Genomic DNA, 18,248 nt, shown 5'->3' on the forward strand with positions numbered 1-18,248 from the left:
GCTGAATGCAAACTGAAATCCAGGGTTCTCGATGAGCGTCCGGGGAGAGCCCCCAGGCGCAGAGACCTTGCGCGCGCACGGAGAAGCGACGAAGAAGCGGCGCATGTCCAACCGCGAAGTTCCTGCCGCTCTGCGCGAAGCCGCGCTCGTCTCCAAGGCCTGGCCCTATGAGGAGGCGCGCAAGCTGCTGAAGCGCTATCCCAATGGACCCGACAAGGGCGAGATCGTGTTCGAGACCGGCTACGGCCCCTCGGGCCTGCCGCATCTCGGCACCTTTCAGGAAGTCGCCCGCACCCTGATGGTCCGCCACGCGCTGACCGAGATGGTCGACTGGCCGACCCGGCTGATCGCCTTTTCGGACGACATGGACGGAATGCGCAAGGTGCCGCCCGGCGTGCCCAATCAGGAGATGATGCTCGCCCATCTCGACGAACCGCTGTCGCACGTGCCCGATCCCTACGGGTGCGACCATGCGAGCTATGCCGCCCACAACAACAACCTGCTGCGGCAATTCCTCGACCGGTTCGGCTTCGACTACGAATTCCTGTCGTCCTCCGATTGCTACGGATCGGGGCGCTTCGACGACGCACTGCGCCAGGTGCTTCGCACCTATGACGCGATCATGGGCGTGATGCTGCCGACGCTTCGCGAGGAGCGGCGCAAGACCTATTCGCCGGTGCTGCCGGTGAGCCGGGTCTCGGGCAAAGTGCTCCAGGTTGCGATCGAGGTGGTCGACGCCGAAGCGGGCCTCGTCCGCTATGTCGAGCCGGCGACCGGCGAGAGCGTCGAGCAATCGATCTTCGGCGGCGGCGCCAAGCTGCAGTGGAAGGTCGACTGGGCGATGCGCTGGGTGGCGCTCGGCGTCGATTACGAAATGTCCGGCAAGGACCTGATCGATTCGGTGATCCAGAGCTCGAAGATCGCCCGGATCCTCGGCGCGCGGCCGCCCGAAGGCTTCAATTACGAGCTGTTCCTCGACGAGAATGGCGAGAAGATCTCGAAGACCAAGGGCAATGGAGTCACCATCGACGAATGGCTGACCTACGCACCGCCGGAGAGCCTGGCCTTCTACATCTACCGCGAGCCCAAGAAGGCCAAGCAGCTGAGCTTCGGCGTGATCCCGAAGGCGGTCGACGAATATTATCAGTTCGTCGCCGCTTATGCCGATCAGGCGATCGACAAGAAGCTCGGCAATCCGGTCCACCACATCCATGCCGGTGTGGTCCCCGACGTCCGGCCGCCGGTGAGCTTTGCCCTGCTGCTCAACATCGCCAGCCTACCCGGAGTCGGCAATCGCGAGACGATCTGGAGCTTCCTCAAGCGCTACAATCCCGCGCTCAGCGCCGAGGCGAGCCCGGAGCTCGACCGGCTCGTCGGCTATGCGGTGGCCTATGGCAGCCGCTTCGTCGCGCCGACGCTGCGCCGGCGGGCGCCCACGGCGGAGGAAGTGCCGGCGCTGCGCGAGCTCGACGCGCTGCTGGCGCAGGATGACGGCACCGGCCGGGCCGACGAGGATCCGGCGGCGGTGCTGCAGAACCATGTCTACGAGATCGGCAAGACCCATTACGGCAAGGAAGGCCTGCGCGACTGGTTCAGGGTTCTCTACGAGACCCTGCTCGGCAGCGACCAGGGCCCGCGCATGGGCAGCTTCATCGCGCTTTACGGAGTCGACAACAGCCGCAGGCTGATCGCCGAGGCGCTGGAGGCCGCAGCGCAAGCCTGAGCCGACAGGGAGCGGATCAGGCGCGCGGCCTGATCCGCTCCATCGATCCTTCCACCTTCACGCCGGCGGCGATCCGCGCGGCGTCGGCGGGCGCGAGGCCGGCGCGCTCGAGGGCGGTGACCAGCGCCCGGGCGGCGGGTACCTCTACGTCCGGGGCGACGCCGCTGCCCTCCCAGCCCTTGCCGGTTTCCGGATCGAAGGTGCGGCCGACCGGAACGAAGGCCGCGAAGCGGGTACCGACCGGCCGCATGCCGCCATAATGGCCTGCGCCCCCGGTTGGTTCGCCGATCAGAGTCGCGCGTCCCGTGCGCTTCAGCGCGAGCGCGAAATGCTCGGCGGCGGACGCGGTGCGGCCGGCGGTCAGCACGAACACTTTGGCATCAAACAGCCGCGTCTCGATTGCGTGCGGGACGACACTGTGGACGCGCCGCACGACATCCTCGCCGGCCTCGACCCGGCGCAAGGTCGGCCCTTCCGGTATGGGATTGCCCTGCGCCCGATCGACGGAGGCGCGGGTGTCCATCGCCACCAGCGGTGTCGGCCTGGCGAACAGATAGGGGAAGATCACGTCCATTTGGTCGAGCCCACCGCCGCGGTGGGTGCGGATGTCGAAGATCACGGTCTTGGCATCGGCATGGTCCGCCATGAAGGCCTCGGCCGCGCGGGTGGCTTCCGGCTCGGGCGGGAAGACGTTGAGGCGGACATAGGCGATTCCGGGCGCAAGCCATTGCGCATCCTCGATCGGCGCACGACGGGGCGAGGGCGCGCCGGTTGCGCCGGGCGGTCCGCCCGGGCGCCGGCCCGGCCCGGCGCCCGGCGGCGGCGGTGCGCCGACCCACATCCGCAGGTGATTGTCGGGCGAGACGGCGCGCAGATCGGCGGTCACCTGCTCGGCGAAGGCCGCCGCCGTGCCGAGCCCGTCATAGGCGCCGCTCGCCGCCTTTTCGCGCAGCGCCGCGGCGTAGCGCCGGGCGATTTCGGGGAAGACGTAGGTCTCCTCGAGGGTCTTCGCGAAGTCGAGGGCGGTTGCACGCGCTTCGGCGGCGGTGATCGGCGATGCCGCCTCCGCGTCGGCCACGGGCGCACCGGGCGACAGCGGGGATTGGGCGACGGCGGCGCCGGCCACGGCGCAGAGCAGAGCCACGGCTACGATCTTCATTACTCACTTCCCTGGTACGTCCTCGTTGACAGCCCAGTGCCAGCATGGATCGCCCTGCGGGAGCACGGATCTACCAAGGTCAGCGATGCCTCGACGAACGGCAGCAGGGGCAGCGCGACGGGGCGAGGCCGTGACTCGGTCAGCCCGCGCCGGAGCACGACGACGGCCTATCGCACGCCGACGGAGCCCGCCAACCGATCCGCCGCGGTGGCGGCCGACACGATCCGAACCGCCCGGACGGGTCGAAACCCCGCCACGGAGGTCGACTCACTTCCGCTTGCCGCGCCTCCCGGAGCGCGCCCGCCGGGTGGCGGCGCTGGCCGTGTTCAGCGCGTCCTCGTCGGCCAGCTTGCGCCACCGGTCGACGCGGGCCGCTTCGAGCGTGCCTTGCGCGAGGGCTTCGCGGAGGGCGCAGCCGGGCTCGTCGCCATGGGTGCAATTGGTGAACCGGCATTCGCGCGTGATCGACACGATGTCGTCGAACAGCTCGGCAACGCCGGCCGCCACTTCGGCCATGCCGAACTCGCGCATCCCCGGCGTGTCGACGAGCCAGCCGCCGCCCTCCGCACCGAAGCCGAGGCGGTGCATTTCGCGGACGGTGGTGGTGTGCAGGCCCTTGCCGTCGTCTTGGCGAACAGGCTGGGTCTCGATGCCGTCGGAGCCCCGCAACGTGTTGACCAGGGTCGACTTGCCGACGCCCGAGGATCCGACCAGCGCGACGGTCTTGCCGAGGCCGCAGTAGACGGACAGGGGCGCGGCACTTTCCGGATCGCGCCCGTTGATCAGGACGACGTCCAGCCCGGGCTGGAGCGCGCGCGCGGTATCGAGAAAAGGCTGCGGATCCGGCGCAAGATCGGCCTTGGTGAGCACGATTACGGGGTGCACGCCGGCTTCACGCGCGACGACGAGGTAGCGTTCGATGCGGGCGACGTTGAAATCCTGGTTGCAGGACGTGACGACGAACAACGTGTCGACATTGGCGGCGATCAGCTGAACCCGGCGGTCATCCCCGGGGGCAGGCCGCTTGAACAGGCTGGTGCGAGCAAGAAGGCGGACGAGGGCCCGGCTCTGCCGGTCGATCAGCAGCCAGTCGCCCACCGTCGGCCGGTCTTCCGGGCCACCGGGCACCGGCAGGCTCGACGAGATCGACTCTTCCTGCACCGCTTCGCCGAGCACGGTCACCATTCCGCGATGGACGGAGATCACGCGCACCGGCTCGCAGGCGCGATCCTCCGCGGCAGAGACCTGCCGACCGAAGAACGAAGTCCAGCCGAGCTGGAGAAGGCTTGGGTTCGGTGCTTCCATCGGCTTTCAGCAGGAATTCCGTCTCGTCCTCGTGCAACGGGAGAGACTCCCGAACGCGGTTCCGGTGCCCTGCTGGCATGAACCGGCTGGCGCCGCCAGCGTCCGCGCGCTGCGCCCGAAGAAGGTCAGGAGTGGGCTTCGACAGGCTCAACCCGGACGGGGATGGCGAGGCTGGAGCGCGCTGGCGCTGGTGTGGCGCGGTGGCGAGCGTTCAAGCGCAGGCGGAGCAGGGCGCCGCCCAGCCCCTCCACCATGCTGCGCATGGTACCCCCTCCCCGAGCAAGCTCGGGGAGGATTGTCGGAAGGTCAGCCTTTGATGAAGGCTTCGAGCGCCACGTAGGCTTCATCGTCGGTGGTCTGGACCGGCGGGTGCTTGCAGAAATATGCGGCAGCCGGGTGGATCGGGCCGGCGACGCCGCGGTCCTTGGCGATCTTGGCGCAGCGGATCATGTCGATCGCGACGCCGGCCGAATTGGGGCTGTCCTCGACCGAGAGGCGCAGCTCGATGTTCATCGGCACGCCGCCGAACAGCTGGCCTTCCATCCGCAGGAAGCACACCTTGTTGTCGTTCTGCCAGGCGACGTAATCGCTGGGGCCGACATGGATGTTCTCGTCGTCGAGCCGGTGCTCGGCGACGGACTGCACCGCCTCCGTCTTCGACACCTTCTTGGACGCGAGCCGCTTGCGGTTCGACATGTTGAGGAAGTCGGTATTGCCGCCGGTGTTGAGCTGATAGGTGCGATCGAGCTTGACCCCGCGCTTGTGGAACAGATCGGTGAGCACGCGGTGAACGATGGTCGCGCCGAGCTGCGCCTTGATGTCGTCGCCGATGATCGGCACGCCGGCATCCTCGAACCGCTTGGCCCAGCCCTCGTTCGACGCGATGAACACCGGAATGTTGTTGACGAAGGCGACGCCGGCTTCGAGCGCGCATTCGGCGTAGAATTCGGTCGCAGTCTGGCTGCCCACCGGCAGATAGTTCATCAGCACGTCGGTGCCGGTTTCCTTGAGACGGCGAACGATGGCATCCTTGTCCGGCTCGCCGGCGTCGGCGACCAGGAAGGTGCGATCGTCCGGCGCATCGGCCATATGCTCGGAGAAGCCGTCGAGGATGCGGCCCATCTCGACGATCGTGCCCGAGGCGGGCACGTGATCGCAGAATATGGCGGTGCAGTTCGGCTTCTCGAAGATCGCCTCCGCGACGTCTCGGCCGACCTTGCGGCGATCGATGTCCCAGGCGGCGACGACCTTGATGTCCTTGGGGCGATAGCCGCCGAGGTCCCAATGCATGAGACCGATCTGCTCGTTGGCGCCGCCATTCTGATAATGGGCGATGCCCTGGACGAGCGAGCTGGCGCAGTTGCCGACGCCGATGATGGCGACATTGATCGCCTTGGGATCGTGGAGGCTCATCAGGCGACCGCCTTGCGCTGCTGGGCAGGGGCGTAGCGCTCGATCATGCGGGCGCAGAAATCAGCGAAATACATCGGATCCTTCGGTGGGCTGGTGTGATGGGGCTGGATGCCCTCGGATTCAGGGGTGAAGCAGAAGGTGACGGTGGTCTCGAACTCCTCGAGCGCCTCCATCTGCCGGTCGAACCAGGCCTCCCAGCCCGGGCGGTAGCTGTCCGCCCAGCTGAGGCCGGTTCGCAAATGCGTGACACCAAGCCGTTTCAGCCAGGCGACCGCGTCGTCCAGCCGCGGATCCTCGAAGTGGAACCACTGCATGATGCCCATCGCGGGGGTGTGCGCCTGAAAGTGGTCGAGTGCAAGCTTCGGAGTGCCGTCTTCGCGGATCAAGCCCATGTAGAAATGGCGATAATAGCTCGATCCTTCGGCTTCCTTGTGGCGCGTGGTCGCACCCCAGGCCTGCGGAAGATCATAGAGCGAATACCAGAAGATGCGCGGCACCCGGCCGACCAGCAGCTCGGCGGTGCGATCGACTCCGAACACCTGCACTTCCTCGGCGCCGAAGCTGCCGACGCCGACTTCGGTGGCCCAGATTTCGTGATTGGGCGCAACCGCCTCGATCTCGGCGATCTTCTGCGGCCAATCGTTGATCGGCCACAGATTCCAGTCGAGCGGAAAGCCGTGAACGGCGATCACGTCGAGATGGTCGAGAACTCCAAAGCCCTTGAGCTTCTCGATGAAGAAGGGATCGATCGGCGAAATGCCGCCCAACACCCGCTTCACCGCCGGATTGACCGCGTGGATCGCCTTGGCGGCCTCGATCACCGTCGTTCCGAACATGCTCCAATCAGGGTCAATCTCCGGATCCCAATGCGATTTGTTATTGGGCTCGTTCCAGATCATTGCCGCTTCGATGGACAAAATTCACCCTTTCATTGGATAGACCGCCCCCGGGCCGTACGCTGCATAAGGCATTTCGCTCCGGCGGCAAATGTAGACCTCGTCCTCGGCGCGAGTCTCGATCGCGAACCCCGCCGAGCGCAGCATCGCCTCGGCGCAGGCGCGGTTCGGCACCCACCAATTGGTCCAGTCATGCGCATATTCGCGCTCGACGAAGTGGAGCTTCGGATAGCCGCTCTCGTGGAAAATGTCGGTTTCCTCGAACGGATAATCCGCCTCCAGCGCGGTAACGTTGCTGGAGCCGCGCTGCAGCGACTGGAAGATCATCATGTCGCCGGCGACATGTTCGTGGATGAGATCGAGTGCGAGCAACGGGTGGCGCAGATGGTAGAGCACGCCCATGAAGATCACGACGTCGAACTTCTCGCCGAGCGCAGCGACGTCGTAGACGGACAGATTGCGGAACTCGATCGCGTCATAGCCGAGGGTGGCGGCGGCAAAGCGCGCCTGTTCGAGATAGCGATCGTCGCTGTCGATCCCGATCACCCGCTCGGCACCGCGGCGCTTCATCTCCATCGAATAGAAGCCCGCATTGCAGCCGATATCCAAAACGGTCTTGCCGGTGAGATCTTCCGGCAGGCTGGCCGCGAAGCGCCTGAACTTGTCCCCGGGATAATCGCCGAGGAAATGATCGGGTGCGGTCCAGACGCCGCCCAGATCGATATTGTGGAACCAGGGCCCGAGCGCGTCGATGCGCGCCCGGAGGTCACTCTCGTTGCGAGCGATGCTTCTTGCGGCCAGGTTCATTGATAGAGCCTTTCGTTCACGGTCATGATGCGGGCGCCCCAATCGCCCAGGGCAAGGCGGGAAACCGAAGCGGTGTCGATGTCGAAACGCAGCATGTTGTCGAGCGACAGCCCGAGATAATGCGCGATCGCACCGCGGATGATGTCGCAGTGGCTGACGCAGGCGATGGTTCCGCCGGGATGGTCGGCGGCGAGCGCGGCGAGCGCCCGGGTGGTCCGTTCGACCGCTTCGCCCATGCTTTCGCCGTTGGGCGGCCGGGCGGTGGAGCGGGATTCGTTCCACTCGGTCCACACCGGATCGCCTTCGAGCGCGCTGAAGCCGAGCCCGGTCCAGTCGCCGAAATCGATCTCGTCCAGATCGTCGACCACGCCGACCTTCAGTTCGTGCGGCTCGGCGATCTCGCGCGCGGTATAATAAGCGCGCTCGCGCGGCGAGGCGTAGACGGCGTCGATCGCCTCGACTCCGAGGAGATCGCCGACGATCCGCGCCTGCTCGAGCCCGTCGCGGCTGAGCGCGACGTCGCGGCGGCGGCCGGTGAGCGTGTTGCCGAGTTCGACATGCGCGGCATGGCGGATGAGGAGGATCGTCGCCGTCACGCGGGGATCGATACCGACATGAAACAATCTCGCATTCGCGCCCCAACCGCCCGATGTGGCAGCGGTTCCACGCGGCACCGCCAAACCTCCGCCATGACACGCCGCAGCCGAACCAACAATTGATCCAGATCAACTTACCTGAGCCGCTGCGCTGCGGAGCGTAAAGACCCGGACTCGGGGAAGAAGCACGCTCTTTGCGGACACGGAACAAAGCTTGGTTGCTGGTGTTCTGGGGAGGAAGAAGAAGAAGCATCACCAACAGGGGCGCTCGCGGCCGCGAGCTTTGTTCCCTTCTCAGCTACGGGGGTCGCATTTGCCGGAACATATTCTGATCACCGGCGGCGCCGGGTTTATCGGGCGCGCCGTTACCAAGGAACTCCAGCAGCGCGGGCACGAGGTGCGGATCCTCGACAGCCTGATCGAACAGGTCCACGGCGACCGCGAGCGGCCGGAAGACCTGTCCGCGGACGTCGAGCTGATCCGCGCCGATGTGCGCAACGGCGATGCGGTCACCAAGGCGCTGAAGGGGATCGACAGCGTCGTCCACCTCGCCGCCGAAGTCGGCGTCGGCCAGTCGATGTACGCCGTCGAGCGCTATACCTCGGTCAACGACGTCGGCACCGCGGTGCTGTTCGAGAAGCTGATCGACAATCCGGTCCGCCGGGTCGTCACCGCCTCGTCGATGAGCATCTACGGCGAAGGACTCTATGTCGACGCGGACGGAACCACCGTTCAGGAAGCGAAGCGCCAGCCGCGCACCAGCGACGAGCAGAGCTGGGATCCGGTCGACGAACAAGGGCGGGCGCTGAAGCCGATCGCAACTCCGGAATGGAAGCGGCCCGATCTCGCCTCGATCTACGCGCTCAACAAATATGTTCAGGAGCGCACGACCCTGATCATGTCGGAAGCCTATGGCATGGAAGGCGTCTGCCTTCGCCTGTTCAACGTCTACGGTCCCGGCCAGGCCCTCTCCAATCCCTATACGGGCGTGCTCGCGATCTTCGCGTCCCGCCTGCTCAACGGCCAGCAGCCGATGATCTTCGAGGATGGCGAGCAGCGCCGCGACTTCGTCTATGTCGGCGACGTCGCCCGCGCCTTCGCCGATTCACTCGAGCTGCCGCAGGCCGTCGGCCAGACCTTCAACGTCGGTTCCGGCCACGACCGCTCGGTCACCGAAGTCGCCCAGGAGCTCGCCCGGGCGATGGGCAAGAACGACATTGCGCCGCAGATCGTCGGCAAATCGCGAATCGGCGACATCCGCCACTGCTTCTGCGACGGCTCGAAGAGCGCCGACATCCTCGGCTTCCGCGCCCGCAAGGACTTCCAGGAGGGCCTCGCCGAACTGGCCGAATGGGTTGCGGTGCAGACCGCCGACGACCGCGTCGATCAGGCCCGGGCGGAGCTCGAGGCGCGGGGGCTGGTCGCATGAGCCGCGAGGATCCCGCGGTTCGCGCCGACGGCCGTCCCGTTTTGGTGACCGGCGGCGCCGGCTTCATCGGCTGCAACATCGCCAACCGCCTGGCCGAGCTCGGTCATGACGTGCTGGTCTATGATGCGCTGTCGCGGCCGGGCGTCGAGCGCAATCTCGCCTGGCTGAAGGAGCGGCACGGCGAGCAGGTGCAGTCGGTGATCGCCGACATCCGCGACGAGGATTCGCTCGCCCGCGCGGCGCGCGACTCGAAGGCGGTGTTCCACATGGCGGCCCAGGTCGCGGTGACGACAAGCATGGTCGATCCGCGCGAGGATTTCGAGATCAACATCCGCGGCACGCTCAACCTGCTCGACGCGGTGCGGCTGAAGAATGACGGCACGCCGGTGATCTTCGCCTCGACCAACAAGGTCTATGGCGATCTCGGCGACATCGATTTCCGCCTCGAAGGGTCGCGCTACGTTCCGTCGGACGCGGCGGTCGCAGAGGCCGGGATCGGCGAGACGAGGCCGCTCGATTTCCACACGCCCTACGGCTGCTCCAAGGGCGCGGCCGACCAATATGTGCTCGATTATGCGCGCAGCTTCGACATGCGCACCGCGGTCGTGCGGATGAGCTGCATCTACGGAATGCGCCAGATGGGCACCGAGGACCAGGGCTGGGTCGCCCACTTCCTGATCCGCGCGCTCGAGGGCAAGCCGATCACGCTCTACGGCGACGGCTGTCAGGTGCGCGACATCCTCGACGTCTCGAACGCGGTCGACGCCTATCTCAAGGCCTGGGAGCGGATCGACGCGATCAAGGGCCGCGCGTTCAATCTCGGTGGCGGGCCCGAAAATGCGGTGTCGCTGCGCGAGCTGCTTGCCCATATCTCGAGCCTGATCGGGCGCGAAGTGGCCGTCGACTATTCGGACTGGCGGGCCGGCGACCAGCGCTATTTCGTCGCCGACACGCGGGCGATCCGCGCCGCGCTCGATCTCGCGCCGGCGGTGCCGTGGAAGCAGGGCGTCGCCCTGCTTGCCGAATGGCTGCGCGAAAGCCGGGCACCTACTCCGGAATTCCTCAAAGCCGCGACGGGAATCGTCCCCGCCGGGGCCGTGTCGTGAGCCGCGCCTCGACGATCGCAGCGGGGGTGCCGGGCCGCAGCCCGCGGGTGCTGATCACTGCCGACGCGGTCGGCGGCGTCTGGCAGTATAGCAACGAGCTCGCCGCCGGCCTGACGCGCCTCGGCATCGAGACCATCCTTGCGGCGATGGGGCCCTCCCCGTCCGAAGCCCAGATCGCGGCAGCCTCGGCGATTCCGGGCGTTACCGTCATCGACACCGGCCTGACGCTCGACTGGCTCGCCTCCGACAGCGCGGCCGTGCGCAAGGCCGGAGACGCGATCCGCGAGATCGGCGCCGAACACAAAGCCGACATCATCCAGCTCAACACCCCGGCGCTCGCCGCGCAGACCAAGTTCGGCGCGCCGGTCGTCGCCGTCCAGCACAGCTGCGTCGCCAGCTGGTGGGACGCGGTCCAGGGCAGCGAACTTCCCCAGGATTTTGCCTGGCGGACCAAGCTGGTCGGCGCCGGCCTTCGCGCCGCCGACGTCGTGGTCACGCCCACCGCCGCCTTCGGCGAGGCGACCCGCCGGCTCTACGACCTGCCGCAGGCACCGCGGACCGTACACAACGGCCGCACCCCGCTGCCCGTTTCCGACGGTGCCGCCCATGATTTCGTGTTCACCGCCGGACGGCTGTGGGACGAAGGCAAGAACGTCCGCACGATCGACGGCGCCGCCAAGGGCCTCGGCGTGCCGGTCCATGCCGCCGGGCCGCTCAAGGGTCCGAACGGCGCCGAAGTGATGTTCGACAATCTCCACTGCCTCGGCACCCTTTCCGAAGCCGAGATCGCCCGCTGGCTGTCGGCGCGGCCGGTGTTCGTTTCCTCGGCCCTCTACGAACCATTCGGCCTGTCCGTGCTCGAAGCGGCGGCGGCCGGCTGCGCGCTGATCCTGTCCGACATCCCGACCTTCCGCGAATTGTGGAGCGAGGTCGCCATCTTCGTGCCGGCGCGCGACGAAGCCGGCTTCACCCGCGCGATCGCCGACCTGGTCGGCGACGAATTCGAGCGGACGATGATGGGCCGGGCGGCGCGCGAACGCGCGGCGCGGTTCACCGCCGATGCGATGGCGGCGCAGATGGCGAGCCTCTATCGCGGGCTGCTTCCGGCGATCCAACGGCCAGTGCTCGCCTCGGCCCGGGCGGCGGCGTGAGGCAGGCCATGAAGATCGTCTACTTCACCCATTCGCTCGCCTCGTGCTGGAATCACGGCAACGCCCACTTTTTGCGCGGCGTGCTGCGCGAGCTGATCGAGCGCGGCCATGACGTCACCGCCTACGAGCCGGAAGGCGCCTGGAGCCTGCAGAACCTGCTCGCCGATCACGGCGAGGACGGGCTTGCCGCCTATCGCAGCCTCTACCCGGAGCTGGGGTCGCAAAGCTTCGCGGCGGGCACCGATCTGGCGGCGCTGACCGACGGCGCCGATCTGGTCATCGTCCACGAATGGAACGAGCCGGCGCTCGTCGCCGAGATCGGCCGGCTGCGTGCGGCCGGCGGGCGGTTCACCTTGCTGTTCCACGACACCCATCACCGCGCCGTCTCCGATCCGGAGGCGATCCGGGCGTTCGATCTTTCGGGCTATGACGGCGTGCTCGCGTTCGGCGAAACCCTGGCCGAAGTCTATCGGCGCTGGGGCTGGGAAGGCCGCGTCTTCGTCTGGCACGAGGCCGCCGACATCCGCCTCTTCCACCCGCCGGAGAGCGAAAGCGAGCGCTCCGGCCTGGTCTGGATCGGAAATTGGGGCGACGGAGAGCGCACCCGGGAGATCGAGGATTTCCTGCTGGCGCCGGCGCGCACGGCCGGGCTTCCGCTGGACATTTACGGCGTTCGCTATCCGGCGGACGCATTGTCGCTGCTCGAACGCTACGGCGTTGCCTATCGCGGCTGGCTGCCCAATGCCCGGGCGCCGGAGGTCTTCGCCCGTCATCTCGCCACCGTCCATGTGCCGCGGCGATTCTATTCGACCATCCTGCCGGGCATCCCGACCATCCGCGTGTTCGAGGCCCTGGCCTGCGGCATCCCGTTGCTTTCGGCACCCTGGGAGGACAGCGAGCAATTGTTCCGGCCGGGCAAGGATTTCCTCTACGCGCGCTCCGGCCAGGAGATGACCCGCCTGCTCCGCGACGTTCGCGAGGATTCCGCCCTGCGCGCCGCTTTAATCGGAAGCGGGCTGGAGACGATCCGCGCGCGCCACACCTGCGGCCACCGCGCCGACGAGCTCCTCGCCATCCTCGACACCCTCGCGCGCTCCGCCGCGCCCGCTGCCATGAGTCTGACCGCATGAAGATCGCCTTTTACGGCTCGAGCCTGCTCTCCTCCTACTGGAACGGCGCCGCGACTTATTATCGCGGGCTGCTGCGCGACCTTGCGGGCCGCGGCTACCAGATCACCTTCTACGAACCGGATGCATTCGACCGCCAGAAGCATCGCGACATCGATCCGCCGGAATGGGCGCGCTCGGTCGTCTACGAAGCCAATGAGGAGGGGCTGCGCTCCGTCCTGCAGGAGGCGAAGGCCGCCGATATCGTCGTCAAGGCGAACGGAGTCGGCGTGTTCGACACCGAGCTTCTGGAGGGCATCGTCACCCACAGCCGCGACGATGCGCTGCGGATCTTCTGGGACGTCGACGCCGCCGCGACGCTCGACGAGATGCGCGCCGACGAGAGCCACGTCGTGCGCCGCACGCTGGACGATCTCGACATGGTGCTGACCTATGGCGGCGGCCCGCCGGTGATTTCCGCTTATGAAGGCTTCGGCGCACGCCGCTGCGTGCCGATCTACAATGCGCTCGATCCGACCACCCACCATCCGGCCGACGCCGATCCGGCGTTCGCGTCCGATCTCGCCTTTCTCGGCAACCGCCTTCCGGACCGCGAGGCGCGGGTCGAGGAATTCTTCCTGCGTGCCGCCGCCGCGCTTCCCGAGCGAAGCTTTCTGATCGGCGGCAATGGCTGGGATTCGAAGCCGATGCCGGCCAATGTCCGCCATCTCGGCCACGTCTACACCCACCAGCACAATGCCTTCAACTGCACCCCGCTGGCGGTGCTCAACGTCGCCCGTGACAGTATGGCCGATGTCGGATTCTCCCCCGCGACGCGGGTGTTCGAGGCCGCCGGCGCCGCCGCCTGCCTGATCACCGACGCGTGGGAAGGAATCGAGCAATTCCTCGAGCCCGACAGCGAAGTGCTGGTCGCCCGCGACGGCCAGGACGTCGCCGACCATGTCGCGGCGCTGACCCCAGAACGGGCGAAGGCGATCGGCGCGGCCGCGTTGCGCCGGGTTCTAGCCGAGCACACCTACACGCATCGCGGCGAGCAGGTCGACGCCTTGTGGAAGAGCCTCCTGCAGCCGGAACGGAGCGCCGCCTGATGCGCCTCGTCGTCCTTGGGCTGAGCCTGTCGTCGAGCTGGGGCAACGGCCACGCCACCACCTTCCGCGCCTTGCTGAAGGCGTTCGCCGCGCGCGGCCACGACATATTGTTCCTGGAACGGGACGTGCCCTGGTACGCCGCCAACCGCGACGTCACCGATCCCGATTATTGCGTGCTGCGTTATTATGCGAACCTTGCCGGGCTCGAGGAGTGGCGCGAGGTGATCGCCGAGGCGGACGCGGTGATCGTCGGATCCTATGTGCCCGACGGTGTCGCGGTCGGCCGCTTCGTCCAGGAGAATGCCCGCGGCGTCACCGCATTCTACGACATCGACACGCCGGTGACCCTGGCCAAGCTCGCGCGCGGCGATTTCGAATATCTCTCGCCCGAGATCATCCCCGGCTATGACGTCTACCTGTCGTTCACCGGCGGACCGACCCTGCGCCACATCGAGCGGGAATTCGGCTCACCGGCGGCGCGGGCGCTCTATTGCTCGGTCGATCCCGAGGCCTATCCGCCGCTCGACGTGCCCAAGACATGGGATCTTTCCTATCTGGGTACCTACAGCCCGGATCGGCAGCCGACCCTGGAGCGGCTGCTGATCGAGCCGGCGCGGGCAATGCCCGACCGCCGCTTCGTCGTCGCGGGGCCGCAATATCCCGACGGCATCGACTGGCCGGCGAATGTCGAACGGATCGAGCATCTCCCGCCGGCCGAGCATCCCGGCTTCTATTCCGCGTCGCTGTACACGCTGAACGTCACCCGCGCCGACATGATCTCGGCCGGCTGGTCGCCGTCGGTGCGGCTGTTCGAGGCGGCCGCGTCGGCGGTACCGATCGTGTCCGATCGCTGGGAAGGGCTGGACAGCCTGTTCGCCCCCGGGCGCGAGATCGTGCTCGCCGACACCAGTGACGATGTCGTCCGATTGCTGTCGGACACGGATGCGGCGCAGGCCTCGGCAATGGGCAATGCGGCCCGCGCCCGGGTGCTGCACGGCCACACCGCGGCCGACCGTGCCGCGGAGCTCGAAGCCTCTCTCGAAGAAGCGCTGGCCGCGGCGCGGCCGCAGCTTGTGAACGCGGAATGATCGCGAAAAATGGGGATCGTTGCAGAGGTGAACCAAGTGCGATCTTCGGTGTTTAGCTAAGTAGTTGTCGACGTTGAAGATCATGATAAGCTGACGAAGCAAGGGAGCGGCGCGTGAAAAATGGAAAGAACAAGACGGCATTGGTGACGGGCGGCGCGGGCTTCATTGGCTCCCACCTCATCGATTCGCTGCTTGCCGAGGGCGCGACGGTCGTCTGCCTGGACAGTCTGCTGACCGGCCGGTCGAAAAATCTGCGCCATCTCGAGCGCGAGGCCCGCTTCGACTTCATTCAAGGCGATGTGATCGACGATTTGCCGGCATCGGTGAAGCGCACTGCCTTCACCCACATCTACAATCTCGCCTGCGCCGCCTCGCCGCCGCATTACCAGGCCGATCCCGAGCATACGATGCTTACCAACGTGCTCGGCACCCGCAACCTGCTGCGACTCGCCGAAGACAAGGACGCCCGCTTCCTGCTGACCTCGACCAGCGAGGTCTATGGCGATCCCGAAGTCCACCCGCAGCCGGAAGGCTATCGCGGCTGGGTGAGCTGCACCGGACCGCGCGCCTGCTACGACGAGGGCAAGCGCGCCGCCGAGACGCTGACCTTCGACTATCAAAGGCTCGGCCGTGCCGACGTGCGGGTCGCGCGCATCTTCAACACCTACGGCCCGCGCATGCGGCCGGATGACGGCCGGGTCGTCTCGAACGTGATCTGCCAGGCGCTGTCGGGGGAGAACATCACCATCTACGGCGATGGAACGCAGACCCGCAGCTTCTGCTACGTCTCGGATCTGGTCGATGGGCTGATGCGGCTGATGGACAGCGACGTCACCGACGAGCCGGTGAATATCGGCAACCCGGTCGAGCTCACCGTGTCGGACCTCGTCGAGCGCGTGCTGGCGCTGACCGGGTCCAAGGCCAAGGTCGTCAACATGCCGCTGCCGGTCGACGATCCGCGCCGCCGCAAGCCGAATATCGAGCGTGCCAAGGCACGGCTCGGCTGGGAGCCCAAAGTGCCGCTTCAGCAGGGGCTGGAAGCTACCGCCGCATGGTTCGCCGAAGAACAGCAGGAGACCAAGGCCGCGGGCCGCCTTGCCACCAACGACATCTTCGTCGGCGTCGCCGCCGAGTAGAAACGATCACCCGGCCGCGAGCCCTTCCCGCGCGGCGTGCGGGAGGGGCTTCCTAGATCCTTGGAGTGCCGCGATTTTGGAGTCGTCAGACGATTCCGTCTGACTGCAAATCGCTCATTTCGCGAACAGATTGTCCGGATTGGCCATCGCCTTGATCTCGATCGCATTGCCCGACGGATCGAGGAAGAACATCGTCGCCTGCTCGCCGGGCTGGCCGCGAAAGCGCACGGCCGGCGCAATCACGAATTCGGTTCCTGCGGCACTAAGCCGATCCGCGAGCGCCTGCCACGCGTCCATGGTCAGCACCGCGCCGAAATGCGGCACCGGCACGTCGTGGTCGTCGACCGGATTGTGGCGCACGCGTGGGGCCGCATCCGGCGAGAGATGGGCGACGATCTGATGACCGAAGAAGTCGAAATCGATCCATTCTGCCGCGCTTCGGCCCTCGGGGCAGCCGAGCAGGCCGCCGTAGAAGGCGCGCGCCGCGTCGAGATCTTGGACGGGGAATGCGAGATGGAAGGGCGGAAGCGTCGGCATCCCTCCTGTCTAGCGCCGGTGGCGGCCGCCACCAAGGCTCGGCTTTTCTCGGCCACGCTTCTTCGGCATGGAGGAACCATGGCCCGTCCGACCTTCGCCGCATGAAGAAGAATTTCCTCGCCCTCGCCGCCGGCCTGATCGCCGCCTGCGGCTATGCCCCACTGAAAGCCTGGCCGCTGACCCTGCTCGCCATGGCGCTTTTGCTGTGGCTGGTCGCCGATGCTCCTCGCCTGCGCAGCGCGCTCGCCCGCGGCTGGTGGTTCGGAGTCGGCCATTTCACCCTCGGGCTCAACTGGATCGCCACCGCCTTCACCTTCCAGGCGGCGATGCCGGCCTGGCTCGGCTGGATCGCGGTCGTGTTGCTGTCGCTCTATCTCGCCGTCTATCCGGCCGTGGCGACAGGTCTCGCGTGGCGCTGGGGCACGGCGCGGTCGTCGGCCGGGACAACCGGCGGGACCGACGCCCTGCGCCTGGTGCTGATGTTCGCGGCGGCGTGGATCGTCACCGAATGGCTGCGCGCGACTTTGTTCACTGGGTTCGCCTGGAACCCGCTCGGCGTGGCGCTGCTGCCAACCCCGGTGTCGTGGACCGCAATGTGGATCGGGACCTACGGACTTTCCGGCATCACCATTCTCTGCGCCGGAATGCTGCTGATCCTCTGGCACCGCCAATGGCGGCCGGCCGCGGGCCTCGCTGCCGCGCTTGCGGCGGCGGTTGGCGGCGCGGCGTTGACCAGCCGTCCGGCCGAAGGCGCCGCCCGGGTCGCCCTGCGCATCGTGCAGCCCAATATCGGCCAGCAGGAGAAGTGGCGGGAGGGGTTCGAGGCGGTGAACATGGCACGCCTCGAGACGCTCTCCGCCGGGCCGCCGCCGGCCGAGCCGCGACTGCTGCTGTGGCCCGAGGCCGCGATCACCGAGCCGCTGCAGACCGAGCTCGATTATCTGCCGCTGCAGCGCGACGCGGCCTTGCTCCGCCGCGAGGTCGGTGCGCTCCTGCGGCCCGGCGACCTGTTGCTGTCCGGCGGCATCACCTGGCGTTCGGCGACGGGTAAAGACCTGACCAGCGCCACCAACAGCGTGTTCGCGATCGGCGCGGGAGGCCGCATTCTCGCGCGCTACGACAAGGCGCATCTCGTTCCCTATGGCGAATATCTGCCGATGCGGCCGATCCTTTCGGCGATCGGGCTGTCGCGGCTGGCGCCGGGCGACGTCGATTTCGACGCCGGCCCGGGCGCGCAGACGCTCGATCTGCCGCTGGTCGGCAAGGCGGGGTTCCAGCTCTGCTACGAGATCATCTTTTCGGGCGAAGTCGTCGACCGGCGGAATCGTCCGGCCTTCCTGTTCAATCCGTCGAACGATGCCTGGTTCGGCGCCTGGGGCCCGCCGCAGCACCTCGCCCAGGCACGTCTCCGCGCGCTCGAGGAAGGCCTGCCGGTGCTCCGGTCCACTCCCACCGGGATCAGTGCGGTGATCGATGCAGAGGGAAGCCTGCTCGCCAGCCTGCCGTGGCGGGAGCGGGGCGTGATCGACACGCGCCTGCCCCTGCCCAAGCCGCCGACCCTGTTCGCGCACTTCGGCAACGTGCTGCCGCTCGCCTTTGCGCTCCTGCTCGCCGGGCTTGCGATCGTGATCGGGCGACGAGCAGGGGCCATTGCGAACCGGCCGGAGACGCGCTAGGAGCGGCCGCA

The 18,248-nt window shown here is 67.2% G+C and carries 16 protein-coding genes; 9 read left to right on the plus strand and 7 right to left on the minus strand.

Annotated elements, in window-relative coordinates; all coding sequences use genetic code 11:
- Window positions 1-103 precede the first annotated feature (103 nt).
- On the plus strand, window positions 104-1,723 hold the full coding sequence (locus C7I55_RS25085; RefSeq protein WP_106515799.1) for a lysine--tRNA ligase: 1,620 nt from the start codon (window positions 104-106) through the stop codon (window positions 1,721-1,723).
- Between the two features lie 16 nt (window positions 1,724-1,739).
- Here C7I55_RS25085 and C7I55_RS25090 read toward each other — a convergent pair whose 3' ends face one another.
- From C7I55_RS25090 to C7I55_RS25115, 6 genes are all read right to left on the minus strand, one after another.
- The gene (locus tag C7I55_RS25090) at window positions 1,740-2,882 is read right to left on the minus strand and encodes a S41 family peptidase (RefSeq protein ID WP_106515800.1); all 1,143 of its coding nucleotides are present in this window, start codon (window positions 2,880-2,882) and stop codon (window positions 1,740-1,742) included.
- 267 nt (window positions 2,883-3,149) lie between these two features.
- Window positions 3,150-4,187, minus strand: a complete 1,038-nt coding sequence (gene rsgA / locus C7I55_RS25095) for a ribosome small subunit-dependent GTPase A (RefSeq protein WP_199193064.1) — start codon at window positions 4,185-4,187, stop codon at window positions 3,150-3,152.
- Between the two features lie 306 nt (window positions 4,188-4,493).
- A complete protein-coding gene (locus C7I55_RS25100; RefSeq protein WP_106515801.1) occupies window positions 4,494-5,600 on the minus strand; it encodes an inositol-3-phosphate synthase in 1,107 nt (368 codons plus the stop codon).
- Window positions 5,600-6,517: a beta-xylosidase gene (locus C7I55_RS25105; protein ID WP_233222405.1), complete on the minus strand. Its 918-nt coding sequence runs from the start codon at window positions 6,515-6,517 to the stop codon at window positions 5,600-5,602. The genes C7I55_RS25100 and C7I55_RS25105 overlap by 1 nt, the downstream gene beginning before the upstream one ends.
- Before the next feature lie 3 nt (window positions 6,518-6,520).
- Window positions 6,521-7,303, minus strand: coding sequence for a TIGR04290 family methyltransferase (locus C7I55_RS25110; RefSeq protein ID WP_106515803.1), 783 nt, complete (start codon window positions 7,301-7,303; stop codon window positions 6,521-6,523).
- Window positions 7,300-7,899, minus strand: a complete 600-nt coding sequence (locus tag C7I55_RS25115) for a histidine phosphatase family protein (protein ID WP_106515885.1) — start codon at window positions 7,897-7,899, stop codon at window positions 7,300-7,302. The genes C7I55_RS25110 and C7I55_RS25115 overlap by 4 nt, the downstream gene beginning before the upstream one ends.
- A gap of 313 nt (window positions 7,900-8,212) precedes the next feature.
- On the opposite strand from C7I55_RS25115, the gene C7I55_RS25120 reads away from it, so the two are divergent.
- From C7I55_RS25120 to C7I55_RS25150, 7 genes are all read left to right on the plus strand, one after another.
- Window positions 8,213-9,328, plus strand: coding sequence for an NAD-dependent epimerase/dehydratase family protein (locus C7I55_RS25120; RefSeq protein WP_106515804.1), 1,116 nt, complete (start codon window positions 8,213-8,215; stop codon window positions 9,326-9,328).
- Window positions 9,325-10,434 (plus strand): SDR family NAD(P)-dependent oxidoreductase, encoded by a 1,110-nt coding sequence (locus C7I55_RS25125; RefSeq protein WP_106515805.1) that lies wholly within the window; start codon window positions 9,325-9,327, stop codon window positions 10,432-10,434. The genes C7I55_RS25120 and C7I55_RS25125 overlap by 4 nt, the downstream gene beginning before the upstream one ends.
- Window positions 10,431-11,585: a glycosyltransferase family 4 protein gene (locus C7I55_RS25130; protein ID WP_233222406.1), complete on the plus strand. Its 1,155-nt coding sequence runs from the start codon at window positions 10,431-10,433 to the stop codon at window positions 11,583-11,585. Before C7I55_RS25125 ends, C7I55_RS25130 begins: the two co-directional genes overlap by 4 nt.
- An 8-nt stretch (window positions 11,586-11,593) precedes the next feature.
- Window positions 11,594-12,715, plus strand: coding sequence for a CgeB family protein (locus C7I55_RS25135; protein ID WP_106515807.1), 1,122 nt, complete (start codon window positions 11,594-11,596; stop codon window positions 12,713-12,715).
- On the plus strand, window positions 12,712-13,800 hold the full coding sequence (locus C7I55_RS25140) for a CgeB family protein (RefSeq protein WP_106515808.1): 1,089 nt from the start codon (window positions 12,712-12,714) through the stop codon (window positions 13,798-13,800). Before C7I55_RS25135 ends, C7I55_RS25140 begins: the two co-directional genes overlap by 4 nt.
- Complete coding sequence (locus C7I55_RS25145; protein WP_106515809.1) at window positions 13,800-14,888, plus strand: CgeB family protein; 1,089 nt, start codon at window positions 13,800-13,802, stop codon at window positions 14,886-14,888. The genes C7I55_RS25140 and C7I55_RS25145 overlap by 1 nt, the downstream gene beginning before the upstream one ends.
- Before the next feature lie 113 nt (window positions 14,889-15,001).
- Window positions 15,002-16,024: a UDP-glucuronic acid decarboxylase family protein gene (locus C7I55_RS25150; protein WP_106515810.1), complete on the plus strand. Its 1,023-nt coding sequence runs from the start codon at window positions 15,002-15,004 to the stop codon at window positions 16,022-16,024.
- A 114-nt stretch (window positions 16,025-16,138) separates the two neighbouring features.
- On the opposite strand, the gene C7I55_RS25155 is transcribed toward C7I55_RS25150, so the two are convergent.
- A complete protein-coding gene (locus C7I55_RS25155; protein WP_106515811.1) occupies window positions 16,139-16,561 on the minus strand; it encodes a VOC family protein in 423 nt (140 codons plus the stop codon).
- A gap of 101 nt (window positions 16,562-16,662) precedes the next feature.
- Between C7I55_RS25155 and lnt the strand changes: the two genes are divergently transcribed.
- Window positions 16,663-18,237, plus strand: a complete 1,575-nt coding sequence (lnt, locus tag C7I55_RS25160) for an apolipoprotein N-acyltransferase (protein ID WP_106515812.1) — start codon at window positions 16,663-16,665, stop codon at window positions 18,235-18,237.
- Window positions 18,238-18,248: the final 11 nt, after the last annotated feature.

The organism is Allosphingosinicella deserti, assembly GCF_003012735.1.
GTDB lineage: Bacteria > Pseudomonadota > Alphaproteobacteria > Sphingomonadales > Sphingomonadaceae > Allosphingosinicella > Allosphingosinicella deserti.

What these genes read in the sequence shown, in the direction of transcription:
- C7I55_RS25085 (WP_106515799.1), top strand. Translation starts at nt 104, where the DNA reads ATGTCCAACCGCGAAGTTCCTGCCGCTCTGCGCGAAGCCGCGCTCGTC.
- C7I55_RS25090 (WP_106515800.1), bottom strand. Translation starts at nt 2,882, where the DNA reads ATGAAGATCGTAGCCGTGGCTCTGCTCTGCGCCGTGGCCGGCGCCGCC.
- rsgA (WP_199193064.1), bottom strand. Translation starts at nt 4,187, where the DNA reads ATGGAAGCACCGAACCCAAGCCTTCTCCAGCTCGGCTGGACTTCGTTC.
- C7I55_RS25100 (WP_106515801.1), bottom strand. Translation starts at nt 5,600, where the DNA reads ATGAGCCTCCACGATCCCAAGGCGATCAATGTCGCCATCATCGGCGTC.
- C7I55_RS25110 (WP_106515803.1), bottom strand. Translation starts at nt 7,303, where the DNA reads ATGAACCTGGCCGCAAGAAGCATCGCTCGCAACGAGAGTGACCTCCGG.
- C7I55_RS25125 (WP_106515805.1), top strand. Translation starts at nt 9,325, where the DNA reads ATGAGCCGCGAGGATCCCGCGGTTCGCGCCGACGGCCGTCCCGTTTTG.
- C7I55_RS25135 (WP_106515807.1), top strand. Translation starts at nt 11,594, where the DNA reads ATGAAGATCGTCTACTTCACCCATTCGCTCGCCTCGTGCTGGAATCAC.
- C7I55_RS25140 (WP_106515808.1), top strand. Translation starts at nt 12,712, where the DNA reads ATGAAGATCGCCTTTTACGGCTCGAGCCTGCTCTCCTCCTACTGGAAC.
- C7I55_RS25145 (WP_106515809.1), top strand. Translation starts at nt 13,800, where the DNA reads ATGCGCCTCGTCGTCCTTGGGCTGAGCCTGTCGTCGAGCTGGGGCAAC.
- C7I55_RS25155 (WP_106515811.1), bottom strand. Translation starts at nt 16,561, where the DNA reads ATGCCGACGCTTCCGCCCTTCCATCTCGCATTCCCCGTCCAAGATCTC.
- lnt (WP_106515812.1), top strand. Translation starts at nt 16,663, where the DNA reads ATGAAGAAGAATTTCCTCGCCCTCGCCGCCGGCCTGATCGCCGCCTGC.